Origin of the sequence: Streptomyces sp. NPDC087215 (genome assembly GCF_044744885.1) — a bacterium.
In the GTDB taxonomy this organism is placed as follows: domain Bacteria; phylum Actinomycetota; class Actinomycetes; order Streptomycetales; family Streptomycetaceae; genus Streptomyces.
Map to the genome: position 1 here is coordinate 60,886 of NZ_JBIUZD010000013.1, position 12,551 is coordinate 73,436.

The following is a 12,551-nucleotide window of genomic DNA, read 5'->3' on the forward strand; positions in this document are numbered from 1 at the left end:
GACCAAACCTCTGTCCGAATTGGCCGAACGGATTCCGGCCATCCGCCGAGGGGTCGCCGTCCCGCGCCCGGCAGAGGCGCCGTGCCGGGCGCACCGGCCTCCCCTGCCCGTCCGTCAGCCGCGCCGCTCCGTGGAGACGATCAGCCAGACCCCTCCGACGACGATCGCACCGCCGAGGACGATGGACCAGGTCAGCGCCTCGTTCAGGACGAGGGCGCCGAGAGCGACGGCGACGACGGGGTTCACGTACGCGTAGGTGGCGACCAGCGAGAGCGGGGCGGCCTGGAGCAGCCAGGCGTACGCGGTGAACGCGATCAGCGAGCCGAAGACCACCAGACCGGCGAGGGCCACCCAGGAGCGCCCCGATATCGCCGCCAGGTCGAGCCCGCGCTGCTCGCCCCTGACCAGTCCGACGAGCAGACCGCCGAGGCCGCCCGCGATCATCTCGTACGCGCTGGCGGTGAACGGGTCCTTGGGCATCGGCAGGCGCGCGGAGGAGAAGGAGCCGACGGACCAGAGCAGGGTCGCCATGACGACGAGCAGGACGCCGCTCGTCTTCACCTCTCCGCTGAGTCCGGGCAGGGTCAGCACGGCGAGTCCGGCGAGCCCCAGGAGCACCCCCGCGAGGCCGCCCGCGGTCGGCCGCTGGCCGGAAGTCGCCTTCAGGAGGACGACCCACGCCGGGACGACGGAGATCAGCAGGGCGGCGAGACCGGACGGGATCGAGGTCTCGGCGAGGACGACGAGACCGTTGCCGCCGAGGATCAGGAGCAGACCGACGAGGACCGCGGAGCCGAGCTCCCGCCGGGTGACCTTGAGGGCCTCCGGGCCCCGGCGCCAGGCGATGATCCCGGCGAGCAGCAGTCCCGCGGTGACGAAGCGGGTGCCCGCGGAGAGGAAGGGCGGCATCGTCTCGACGACGATCCGGATGCCGAGGTAGGTCGAGCCCCAGACGACGTAGACGATGCCGAGGGCGACCCACACGGCGCCGGTGATCCGGCGGACGGGGACCGAGGGGGTGGCGGGGGTGAGGGGTGCGGGTGCGGTCCTGGGCGTATCGGGGGCCGGATCGACGGCGGGGCTTGTCATGGACAGAGAGTAAAGAACGCAGGTCCGGCGGCCAAGGAATCTGCCCGCGTCCGGGCAGACCGGACGCCTGGAACAAGGGGAAACTCCAGCAGGCACTGCACCCCGGCCCGGCGGACCAGCCGATCGGAACCCGCGAGAACGTCCACGGGACCGGCGACTTCGCCGACTGCGCGGGGCGTCCGGTCCGTCTCCACGCCATGGCCGGCCGTCAGGTGCCGGAGCAGTTCCCCGCCCGAGGGAACCGTCCCCCCGTCCCGCTGACGTCCTACGGAGAGCACGGGACCACGGGCCACGGGGCCACGGCGACTCGTCGGCTTCCGTACGGCGATGACAGGATGTCCGGACCCGTGAGGGAGAACGACCGACACACCTAGGGGGAACCCCATGATCCTGCTGGCACTGACCGGTGTCCTGCTGCTCGCCCTCGCGGGCTGCGTCTGTGTGGTGTGGGCCGCGCGCGGCGGCCCCCGCTGGGTCCGGGCGGTGTCCGCCGTGACCCTGGCGGCCGGGCGGCTGGTCGGCTCCCGCCCGTTCCGGGGCACGAACGGCAGGAGCGGCAACGACATCACGGTCCTCGGCGACGGCGGCGGGAACAGCGACGGCTCGAACTGAGGGGGCGGGCGGGACCGGACGACCGGGAGCGGGTGCGGGCACGGGGACGCGCAGGAGCCCCGCTCCACGGACGCCGCCGACTCAGGCCGGATCCCGACCGTATTCGTACGGACGGCCCCCCCCGGCCCGTATCCGTACGACGAAGCCGACGGGCCCCGGTCAGTCCGTGCCGCCGCCCGTCGCCTTCAGGGCCAGCCAGAGTTCCATCCGTACGTCCGGGTCGTCCAGCGAGCGGCCGAGGATCTCCTCGACCCGTCGCATCCGGTAGCGGAGGGTGTGCCGGTGGACGCCGAGGTCGGCCGCCGCCGCGTCCCACTGGCCGTGCCGCGAGAGCCACGCGCGCAGTGAGGCGACCAGGTCGCCCCGGCCCGTCGCGTCATGGTCGCGGAGCGCGCGGAGCATCCCGTCGGCGAAGGCGCGCACGGCGTCGTCGGCGAGCAGCGGGAGCACCGAACCGGCCGCCAGGTCCTCGTGCTCGACGAGCGCGCGGCCCCGCCGCCTGGCCACCGACAACGCCTGCTCGGCCTGCTTGTACGCGGCTGCCGCCAGGGCGGGCCCGGCGGGCGCCGACAGCCCGACGACGACACCGGCGTCCTCCGCCTCCCGTTCCGCGTATTCCTGGCAGGCGGTGACGACCGCGCCCCCGTCCCCGGCGAGGACGACGAGCCGCTGGGCGCTCTCGGGCACGGTGAGGACGGCCTCCCCCGCGCGGGCGGCGGCGGCCTCCAGGTTCTCGGCGAGCAGCGGGAGCGAGGGTCCCCCGGCGGGTTCGGGCCCGGCGGACTCGGCGACGAGCAGCCGGAAGGGGGCGTCGAGGAGTCCGCCGTAGACATCGCCCGCGACCGCGCGGGCGTGGTCCGGCTGGCCCGCGAGCAGCATCCGCAGGATCGCCGCGCCGAGGCGCTGCTCGGCCGCCTGGAGGGAGCGGGAACGTTCCGTCGTGAGGGTGAGCAGGGCGATGGCCGAGTGCACGGCGTACCGCTCGCCGGTGCCGAGGGGGGCGCCGGTGCCGACGGCGAGGGCGCCCCGGACGCGGCGGCCGGTGCCGAGCGACTGGAGTTCGACGCGGTCCTCCGTACCGCCGACGACGGCGCTCGCGGGCGCCGGGCGGTCCCGGAGCCGTTCCACGTCGGGGGTGAGCCGGGCGGCCCTGCGGGCGGCCCAGTCGGGTGAGACGGCGACGACGGTGCCGGAGGTGTCGTAGAGCGCGGCCCAGCCGTCGAGGTGCGCGGCGAGCCGGGCGACGACGGCCTCGGGCCCCTCGGCGAGGGCGGCCCTGGTCAGCTCGCGCTGGACCTCGAAACCGGCCGTGACGTCCCGGTACTGGTCGGCGGAGATGGCCGCGGAGACGGCCTTGCTGATGGCGAGGAACGGGGTCCTGCGGGGCACTTCGAGCAGCGGCAGGTGCTCCTCGCGGGCCGCGTCGAGGAGGGCGGGCGGGATCTCCTCGTGGTTGACGCCCACGGCGAAGCCGAGTCCGACGACGCCCGCGCCGATCAGCCTGCGCACATAGCGGCGCATCGCCTCCAGGTCCTCCGCGTCGAGGGTGAGCGCGGTGGTGAGGAGGAGTTCGCCGCCCTCCATGTACGGGACGGGGTCGGCGAGCTCGCTGACGTGCGCCCAGCGGACGGGGGTGTCGAGACGGTCCGCACCGGCCCGGACGACGAGCTTGAGCGAGGAGTGCTGGACCAGCGAGGCGAGGGTGGGCGGCATTGGGGACCGTCGGACCTTTGGGAGGGGGGCGCCGCTCAACCGAGCGGCGCCCCCCGATTGTGCCAGGGCCGACGGCCGTCCGCTCGGCCGAGCGGACGGCCGGGCGCGGGTCCGGCCGGGCGCCGCCTGTTCAGTCCTTCAGCTCCACGAGCAGCGGCGGGGTGTGCTCCCCGCGTACGTGGGTGAGCGACAGGACGGCGTGGCCGGGCGGGACGGCGTGCGCGAGGTCGGACGCCGACCACCGCTGCCGCTCCACCTCCCGCACGGTGACGGCCTCGGTGGTGACGGCCTTGCCGGTGACGAGTTTGCGCAGGGCGTGGAAGGCGCGGGTCATCGGCTGGTCGGCGAAGACGGTGTGGTGGGCGGTCTCGGTGGTCTCCACCCGTTCGGTGCCCCAGGCCTCGGCGAAGGCCCGGCCGTCCCAGGTGGGCAGCCCGGCGAAGGCCATCCGGCAGCCGACGCCCGCGAGCAGCGGGCCGTGCAGCGGTTCGGGGACCTCCGCGAGGGTGCGGAGGGCCAGGACCACGCCCGCGTTCTGCGGGCGGAGCCGCTGGAGGCCCCGGACGGTCCCGGCGGTCAGGGCCCCGGCCGCGTCGTCGAGGACCAGGCAGGCGAAGTGGCCCCGGCCGGGCCGGTCGCGGGTGACGGACTGGAACTGGGCGAGCAGCAGCCGGTTGAGCAGCCGTGCGGCCTCCTCGTGGCCGCCCTCGGGGAGGGCGATCCTGACCCGCATGGGGTGCTGGGCGACGGCCCGCAGCGAGAAGGGCCGGGTGTCGCGTCCGCCGCCGAAGAAGGCGGCGAAGACCGGCCGGTCGAGGGCGGCGAGCCGGTCGGCGAGCAGGGGGCCGACGTCGGTGGCGGTGCCGACCTGGCGGATGCGGGAGTCCAGTTCGCGGCGCATGGCCGGGTGTCCGTCCTCCGGGAGGAGGTCGAGCAGGGCCCGGAGGTTCTCGGGGCGGGATTCGAGCAGTTCGCGGAGGACCGGGACGGTCGGGAAGCCTCCGTACGCGGCCCGGTAGGGGCCGATGAGCTGGGCGAGGACGGTGGCGGCGCGCCGGGTCTCGACGCCCTCCATGTCCCCGACGAGTCCCTCGGCGAGGAAGGCGGCGGCCTCGTCCGGGTCGGTGGCCCCGGCGTACAGGTCCAGGTCGTAGCGGGAGGCGGGGTCGCCGAGGCGGACGACGACGTCGTACGCCTCGTCGGGGCCGAGCGGGGCGGCGGCCGGGCCGACGGCGACGACGGAGCAGGCGCCGGTGAGGGCCTGGAGGGTCAGGGTCTCGACGACGGGCGCGACGAGGTGCCGGGTCTTGCCCGCGCCGGAGGGGCCGACGGCGAGGAGGGAGGTGCCGAGGAGACCGGGGTCGAGGGCGAGCCCGGCGCCGTGGTAGGCGGCCGGGGTCCGCTCGGCGGGTGCGTACCGGCCGACGCGGACCTGGCCGAGGAGCAGGTCGTGGGTGGCGCGGCGGCCGTGCAGGTCGCGGGCGCCGGAGGGGTGCGCGGCGGCGGCGGCGCCCTCCTTGAGGAGCGTGTCGGTGACGGCGGCGCGGCGGGCGGGGTCCCGGCCCGCTTCGCGCCAGAGGCGCTGGACGCGGACGCAGTCGACGTCGTTCATGCGTCCGGTGAGGAGTTCTCCGGCGAGCAGGTCGGCGGCGCGGTGGGCGCCCGCCTCGCGCAGTTCCGGCCATCGGGAGCGGGCCGTGTCCGGCGCGGGGGCGGGGGCCGTGGGCGGGGCGGCGGCGCGGCGGGCGCGGAGGAGGGGGAGCCAGGCGCCGACGCGGGCGAAGGGCCGGACGACGAGCGCGGTGACGGCCGCGTAGAGCGGATAGACGAGGAAGGGGGAGCTGAGGGCGTCGTAGCCGCCCGCGACGAGGGCGGCGAGGGAGAGCACCGGGGTGACGACGGGCAGCGGGTCCCAGCCGAGGCCGAAGAACTCGGGCCAGACGAACGCCAGGGTGATCAGGGCTCCGCCGGCGGCGACGGCCGCGCGGACGGGCGGGCTGAACCGGTCGAGGTAGAAGCGGACGATGCCGCCCCAGGAGCCGACCACGGCGACGGCGCAGACGAGTCCGACGAAGACGGCTCCGCCGAAGACCTCGTGGGCCGCGTATCCGTGCCAGTCGCGCGGGGTGGTGCCGAGGGAGTACCACCAGTCGCCGGGGGTGAGGGTCTTGAGCACGGCCCACATGTAGGGGAGGGTGCCGCGGCGGAAGGCCGACCAGATGAGCAGTCCGACGGCGACCGGGACGAGCATCCCGACGACGGTGACGGGGGAGAGCCGCCGGGCGGCGGCGGGCGGCGGCGGGACGTGCCGGAAGCGCCAGATGCCGAGGCCCGCCTCGGGGCGCGGGGCGTCCAGCCAGTCGGCGGCGGGCGGGCGGGCGCCGGGTGCCCGGGGGGGCCTCGGCGGTGCGGCCGGGGCGCGGGCGGGGCGGGGCGGGGTGACGGGCGGCGCGGGGGCGGGCACCGTACCGGACGCCGGGGGGTCCGCGGGCGCTCCGGCGCGGGGCGCGGGGCGGGCCGGGGTCCGTCCGTCCCGCGGGGGGCCTCCGGGCGGCCCCCCGGGTCGCGGCACCCCGCCCCCCTTCGTGTCGCGTGACTCGTACGTGCCGTCGGTCTCCATCTACCCCTGCCCCCTGACCAGCCAGGTCGCCGCGTCTGTGCCTTCGTCAATCTAGTGGGCGCGGGGCTTCCCGGAGGGGTTTCGGGGGCCCGTGCGGCGAGGGCGGAAGCGGAACCGTCATGTCCATCCCGGACAACGACACACCTCCCACCACTCCCGATCGGTACATGCCCCGGGCCGTCTCCCGCGCCTAGCCTGCGGAGGAACCCGCACGTGCGTCCAGAACATCCCAGGAGCCCCGCATGAACGCTGTCCCGCAGGAGCGGCGCGTCGTCACCGCCATCCCCGGTCCGAAGTCGCAGGAGCTTCAGGCCCGCCGTCTCGACACGGTCGCCGGTGGCGTCGGCTCCACGCTCCCCGTGTTCACGAAGCGGGCGGGCGGGGGCATCATCGAGGACGTCGACGGCAACCGTCTGATCGACTTCGGCTCGGGCATCGCCGTGACCTCGGTCGGCGCCTCCGCCGAGGCCGTGGTGCGCCGCGCCGCCGCGCAGCTCCAGGACTTCACGCACACCTGCTTCATGGTGACGCCGTACGAGGGCTACGTGGAGGTCTGCGAGGCGCTGGCCGAGCTGACCCCGGGCGACCACGCGAAGAAGTCCGCGCTGTTCAACTCCGGCGCCGAGGCGGTCGAGAACGCGGTCAAGATCGCCCGTTCGTACACCAAGCGCCAGGCCGTCGTCGTCTTCGACCACGGCTACCACGGCCGGACGAACCTGACGATGGCGCTGACGTCGAAGAACATGCCGTACAAGCAGGGCTTCGGTCCGTTCGCGCCCGAGGTCTACCGGGTGCCGGTGGCGTACGGCTACCGCTGGCCGACGGGTGCCGAGAACTGCGGCCCCGAGGCCGCCGCCCAGGCGATCGACCAGATCAGCAAGCAGATCGGCGCGGACAACGTCGCCGCGATCATCATCGAGCCGCTGCTCGGCGAGGGCGGCTTCATCGAGCCGGCCAAGGGCTTCCTGCCCGCGATCGTGAAGTTCGCCAACGACAACGGGATCGTCTTCGTCGCCGACGAGATCCAGTCGGGCTTCTGCCGCACCGGTCAGTGGTTCGCGTGTGAGGACGAGGGCATCGTCCCGGACCTGATCACCACCGCCAAGGGCATCGCGGGCGGTCTGCCGCTGGCCGCCGTGACGGGCCGCGCCGAGATCATGGACTCCGTCCACGGCGGCGGTCTCGGCGGCACCTACGGCGGCAACCCGGTGGCCTGCGCCGCCGCGCTGGGCTCCATCGAGACGATGCGGGAGCTGGACCTCAACGCGCGGGCCCGGCGCATCGAGGAGGTCATGAAGGCCCGTCTCACGGCGATGCGGGAGAAGTTCCCGGCCATCGGTGACATCCGTGGCCGTGGCGCGATGATCGCCATCGAGCTGGTGAAGGACCCGGCGACCAAGGAGCCGTACGCGGAGGCCGCCGCCGCTCTGGCGAAGGCCTGCCACGCGGAGGGCCTCCTGGTCCTGACCTGCGGCACCTACGGCAACGTGCTGCGTTTCCTGCCGCCGCTGGTGATCGGCGAGGACCTGCTGAACGAGGGTCTCGACATCATCGAGAACGCGTTCGCCGGGATCTGATCGCGTACCGTCGGTCCGTGTGAAGACTCTGTGGGGGGCCGATGGCGGGATGCGTTTCCCGCTGTCGGTCCCCTCTTCTCTGCCGTACGGTTTCCGCAGATGAGAGAAACACCCCGGGCGGAGCCTCCCCAGCCCCGCCCACACCGTGCGGTCACGCACACCACCGGGACTTCGGGTCCCGGAACTCCTCACCGATCGGATGGCCGCCCGCCCCACACCCCCCGGGGCGTGCGGCGGCCCGATCCTCACGGCCGTCCTGGAACCACCCCCCCTGTTCCAGGGCGGCCGGCTCTCTTCTCGGCGCTCGTCGCCCTCGCCCTCATGACCTGGCAGGTGCTCGTCCACGGCCCGTTGGCCGGGCTCGACGAGCGGGCTTCCCGGGCCCTGGTGGACACGGTCCCCCGGCCCCTCTCCGAGCTCGCCTCCGACCTCGGGAACATGACCGTGGCCCTGCCCGTCCTCGGCTGCGCGATGGCGTACGCGGTGTGGCGCGGGCGCCGGGCCGCCGCCCTGTACGCGGGGCTCGCGATGGCCGCGGTGCCTCTTCTGGTGATCCCGCTGAAGGAGTGGACGGCCCGGCCCGGCCCGCTGGAGCCGTGGGCGCAGGGCTACTACCCCTCCGGTCATACGGCGACGGCCGCGGTGGCCTATTTCGGTGCGGCCTTCCTGGTCTCGAACCGGCTGGTCCCCGTCGCCGCCGTACTGACGGCGGTGACGGGGACCGGTCTGGTGCTGCGCGGCTACCACTGGCCGCTGGACGTGCTGGCCAGTCTCTGTCTGAGCCTGCTGGTCCTGGGGGTCAGCTCCAGTTGTACGCGTCGAAGTTGTTCGAGAACTGCCACTGGTTGAAGCGGTCCCAGTTGATCGACCAGGTCATCAGGCCGCGCAGGGCGGGCCAGGTGCCGTGGGTCTGGTAGGAGCCGCAGTTGGTCTTCTTGGTGAGGCAGTCGAGGGCCTTGTTGACCTCGGCCGGGGTGGTGTGGCCGTTGCCCGCCTGGGTGGAGGCGGGGAGGCCGATGGCGATCTGGTCGGCTCGGAGGGCGGGGAAGAAGCGGTCGGCGTTGCCCGCGACGGGGAAGCCGGTGAGGAGCATGTCGGTCATCGCGATGTGGAAGTCCGCGCCGCCCATGGAGTGGTACTGGTTGTCCAGGCCCATGATGGGGCCCGAGTTGTAGTCCTGGACGTGGAGCAGGGTCAGGTCGTCGCGCAGGGCGTGGATGACCGGCAGGTAGGCACCGGCGCGCGGGTCCTGGCCGCCCCAGGGGCCGGAGCCGTAGAACTGGTAGCCGAGCTGGACGAAGAAGGTCTCCGGGGCCATGGTGAGGACGAACTTCGGGCCGTACTTGGCCTTGAGGGTCTTGACGGCCTGGATCAGGTTGACGACGACCGGGCTGGTCGGGTTGCGGAAGTCGGTGTCGCCGGTCTGGAGCGACAGGGAGTGGCCCTCGAAGTCGATGTCGAGGCCGTCGAGCCCGTAGTCGTCGATGATCTTCGAGACGGAGCTGACGAAGGTGTCGCGGGCGGCGGTGGTGGAGAGCTGGACCTGTCCGTTCTGGCCGCCGATGGAGATGAGGACCTTCTTGCCCGCGAGCTGCTTGGCCCTGATCGCGGCCTTGAAGTCGGCCTCGGACTCGACGGTGGGGCACTCCGCGACCGGGCAGAGCTTGAAGCGGATGTCGCCGGAGGTCACCGAGGTCGGTTCGCCGAAGGCGAGGTTGATGACGTCCCAGGAGGCGGGGACGTCGGCCATCCGGGTGTAGCCGGAGCCGTTGGCGAAGCTGGCGTGGAGGTAGCCGACGAGGGCGTGCGCGGGCAGTTCGGTCCCGCCTCCGCCGCCGCTCGTCGTGGTGGCGTTCACGGTGGCGGACTTCGGGGACTCGCCCGCGCTGTTCGCTGCGGTGACCTGGAAGGTGTACGGGGTGGAGGCGGTGAGTCCGCTGACGGTGGTGGAGGTGCCGGTGACCGTCTGGACCTTGGTGGCGCCCTGGTAGACGTGGTACGAGGTGGCGCCGGAGACGGCGGCCCAGGTGAGCGGGACGGTGGTGGAGGTCGGGCTGCCCGCCGCGAGTCCGGTGGGGGCGGTGGGGATCGTGACCGGGTCGCCGCCGGGGCCGTACAGGGAGAGGTCGTCGGCCTGGTAGGCGGGGGTGCCGTACCAGCCGTGGGTGTAGATGGTGACCGAGGTGGTGGCGGCGCCGGTGGTGAAGGTGGTGCTGAGCTTCTGCCAGTTGGGGGCGGAGCTCGTCCAGGTGGAGACGTCGGTGGTGCCGGTGCCGGTGGCACCGAGGTAGACGTAGCTGCCGCGGACCCAGCCGCTGAGCGTGTACGTCGAGCCGGGCTTGACGGTGACGGTCTGTGAGCAGCGGGCGTTGTCGCTGCCCGCGGGGGTGGCCTGGAGCGCCTTCGTACCGCCGTGGGTGGGGGTGGCGACGACGGCGCCGCTGCCCGCCGAGCAGTTCCAGCCGTCGAGTCCGGCCTCGAAGCCGCCGTTGCGGGCGAGTTCGGAGTCGGCCGCCTGGGCGGTGGGGGTGAGCGCGGCGAGTCCGCCGGCGGCGAGGACGCCCGCGAGGAGCAGGGTCAGGGGTCTGGCGCGGTCCACAACTGCCTCCGGGTGGGGGGGAATCGAGGTGCGAGCCCGCCACAGCATGGTCCAGACCAATCAAGTGGTCAAGACCTCTGTCCCCGGCGTCCGCACGGCGGACGGAGTGGTCCGCACACCGTACGGACCACTCGCCCGGCCAGGCCCGGAAGGGGCGGTCCAGGCCGTGTTTCGAAAGTCCCGCCTGCCTGGCGCGCACGCTCGCCGCGTTGTCGGGATCGCCCCGGTACGACCGGCATCGGGGCGACCCCCCGCCTCGCGATCGCACGCACCGGACGCCGCCAGGCCTGCCCTCCGGGCGGACGGCACTCCTTTCAAGCACGCCCTAGGCGTCACGCCCCGGCCGCCCGAGCCGCCCCGCGGCCTCGTGCATCGCCATCTCCAGGAGGGTGGCGTCGGTGAGGGTGCCGGTGCCGTCCGGCGGTACCAGCCAGTGGACCCCGCCGGTCGCGCGCCCGGGGTACGGCACCACGATCCAGGTGCCGGTGCCCGCGCCGCGCACTCCGGTGCCGAGCCAGCGGCCGACGGTGCCGGGCGGCACGAAGAAGCCCGTCCGGGCGTCGCCGAAGTCCGCGAGGACCGGCCCCGGGCTGCCCACCAGACGTGTCAGCACGTCGAGCGTGGGGCGGCCGAGCTCCCCCGGCAGGATCAGGACGTCCCAGCGCCTGCCGGCGGGCAGCAGCGCGACCCCGTGCGGGTTGCGCTCCCACTCCCACCGGCAGGCGTCGGGGTCGGGTGCGACCGATGCCAGCCATTCCACCGCGCTCTTGGTGCCCGAGGCCCCCGTACCAGTCATCGCAACGATCTCCTTCCGCGTGGACACGGTGTCCGTACGGAGAGAGCGGGCGCGGGGGCTTCTCTTACGCGACTTCAGCTACTCATCAGTTGTGATGTGGATCACATGGGTACTCAGCTGTCGAAACCGAGGCCCACCCGGTCCATGGCCTTCAGCCACAGGTTGCGCTTCCCGCCGTGCTCGTCGGCGCGCGCCAGGGACCACTTGGTGATCCCGATGCCCGCCCAGGCGATCGGCTCGGGCGGGAACGGCAGCGGCTTGGAGCGGACCATCTCCAGCTCCGTGCGCTCGGTCCGCTCCCCCGCGAGCAGGTCCAGCATCACGTCCCCGCCGAAGCGGGTCGCGCCGACCCCGAGACCGGTGAAGCCCGCCGCGTACGCCACCCTGCCCTTGTACGCCGTACCGAAGAAGGCGGAGAAGCGGGAGCAGGTGTCGATCGCACCGCCCCAGGCATGGCTGAAACGCAGCCCCTCCAGCTGCGGGAAGCAGCGGAAGAAGTGCTCGGCGAGCTTGAGGTACGTCTCGGGGCGGTGGTCCATCTCGGCGCTGAGCTTCCCGCCGAAGGGGTAGATCGCGTCGTAGCCGCCCCACAGGATGCGCTGGTCGGCGGTGATCCGGAAGTAGTGGAACTGATTGGCGGAGTCGCCGAGTCCCTGCCGGTTCTTCCAGCCGATCGAGGCCAGCTGCTCGGAGCTGAGCGGCTCGGTCATCAGCGCGTAGTCGTAGACCGGGACGGTGTACGGGCGGACGCGCTTGACCAGCGACGGGAAGACGTTGGTGCCGAGGGCGACCTTCCGGGCGACGACCCGGCCGTACGGGGTGCGCACGCCCATGCCCGCACCGACGGAGAGCAGATCCAGGCCCGGAGTGTTCTCGAAGATCCGCACGCCGAGGTCGAGGCACGCCCGCTTGAGGCCCCAGGCCAGCTTGGCCGGGTTCAGCATGGCGACGCCCCGCCGGTCCCAGAGACCGCCCAGGAAGGTCGGCGAGTCGACCTCCGCGCGCACCGCGTCCCGGTCGAGGAGTTCGAGACCGTCGGCGAGACCGAGCCGCTCGATCTCCTCGTACATCTCGTGCAGCTCGTCGACCTGGTACGGCTCGGTGGCGACGTCGATCTCGCCGGTGCGCTCGAAGTCGCAGTCCAGGGAGTAGCGGGCGACCGCCTCCTCGATGCCGTCGAGGTTGCGCTCGCCGAGCCGCTCCAGCCGGGGCAGCTCGCCCGGCCAGCGGGCGAGTCCGTTGCCGAAGCCGTGGGTGAGGGAGGCCGCGCAGAAGCCCCCGTTGCGGCCCGAGGCGGCCCAGCCCACCTCGCGCCCCTCGATCAGCACCACGTCCCGGGAGGGCTCGCGCTCCTTGGCGAGGAGCGCGGTCCACAGGCCGCTGTAGCCGCCGCCGACCACGAGGAGGTCGCACTTCTCGGTGCCGGTGAGGGCGGGCAGGGCGGCGGGCTTGCCCGGGTCTTCCAGCCAGAAGGGGACGGGCTGGGCGTCGGAGAGAGATTGGGCGGCGAGACGCATGGCGACTGGGGCCATGGTTTCCAACTCC

Annotated in this window: 9 protein-coding genes; 3 read left to right on the plus strand and 6 right to left on the minus strand. The window is 73.5% G+C overall.

What is annotated here, in order from left to right; genetic code table 11:
- Positions 1-114 precede the first annotated feature (114 nt).
- A complete protein-coding gene (locus ACIO92_RS26885) occupies positions 115-1,089 on the minus strand; it encodes an EamA family transporter (RefSeq protein ID WP_401241409.1) in 975 nt (324 codons plus the stop codon).
- A 384-nt stretch (positions 1,090-1,473) separates the two neighbouring features.
- On the opposite strand from ACIO92_RS26885, the gene ACIO92_RS26890 reads away from it, so the two are divergent.
- Positions 1,474-1,701 (plus strand): hypothetical protein, encoded by a 228-nt coding sequence (locus tag ACIO92_RS26890; protein WP_366443979.1) that lies wholly within the window; start codon positions 1,474-1,476, stop codon positions 1,699-1,701.
- A gap of 159 nt (positions 1,702-1,860) precedes the next feature.
- On the opposite strand, the gene ACIO92_RS26895 is transcribed toward ACIO92_RS26890, so the two are convergent.
- Both ACIO92_RS26895 and ACIO92_RS26900 read right to left on the minus strand, forming a co-directional pair.
- Positions 1,861-3,414 carry a PucR family transcriptional regulator gene (locus ACIO92_RS26895; RefSeq protein WP_366443978.1) on the minus strand — a complete coding sequence of 518 codons (1,554 nt, stop codon included), beginning with the start codon at positions 3,412-3,414 and terminating at the stop codon, positions 1,861-1,863.
- A 130-nt stretch (positions 3,415-3,544) separates the two neighbouring features.
- Positions 3,545-6,034 carry an ATP/GTP-binding protein gene (locus tag ACIO92_RS26900; protein ID WP_402060218.1) on the minus strand — a complete coding sequence of 830 codons (2,490 nt, stop codon included), beginning with the start codon at positions 6,032-6,034 and terminating at the stop codon, positions 3,545-3,547.
- Positions 6,035-6,276: 242 nt separating this feature from the next.
- Between ACIO92_RS26900 and gabT the strand changes: the two genes are divergently transcribed.
- Positions 6,277-7,611 (plus strand): 4-aminobutyrate--2-oxoglutarate transaminase, encoded by a 1,335-nt coding sequence (gene gabT, locus ACIO92_RS26905; protein WP_401241401.1) that lies wholly within the window; start codon positions 6,277-6,279, stop codon positions 7,609-7,611.
- A gap of 99 nt (positions 7,612-7,710) precedes the next feature.
- Positions 7,711-8,460, plus strand: a complete 750-nt coding sequence (locus ACIO92_RS26910) for a phosphatase PAP2 family protein (protein WP_366443975.1) — start codon at positions 7,711-7,713, stop codon at positions 8,458-8,460.
- Here ACIO92_RS26910 and ACIO92_RS26915 read toward each other — a convergent pair.
- The 3 genes from ACIO92_RS26915 to ACIO92_RS26925 all read right to left on the minus strand — a co-directional run bounded on the left by ACIO92_RS26915 (position 8,411) and on the right by ACIO92_RS26925 (position 12,538).
- Positions 8,411-10,210, minus strand: coding sequence for a glycoside hydrolase family 18 protein (locus ACIO92_RS26915; protein ID WP_366443974.1), 1,800 nt, complete (start codon positions 10,208-10,210; stop codon positions 8,411-8,413). The genes ACIO92_RS26910 and ACIO92_RS26915 overlap by 50 nt on opposite strands.
- Before the next feature lie 325 nt (positions 10,211-10,535).
- Positions 10,536-11,006: a hypothetical protein gene (locus ACIO92_RS26920; protein WP_366443973.1), complete on the minus strand. Its 471-nt coding sequence runs from the start codon at positions 11,004-11,006 to the stop codon at positions 10,536-10,538.
- A gap of 113 nt (positions 11,007-11,119) precedes the next feature.
- Complete coding sequence (locus ACIO92_RS26925) at positions 11,120-12,538, minus strand: FAD-dependent oxidoreductase (protein WP_366443972.1); 1,419 nt, start codon at positions 12,536-12,538, stop codon at positions 11,120-11,122.
- Positions 12,539-12,551: the final 13 nt, after the last annotated feature.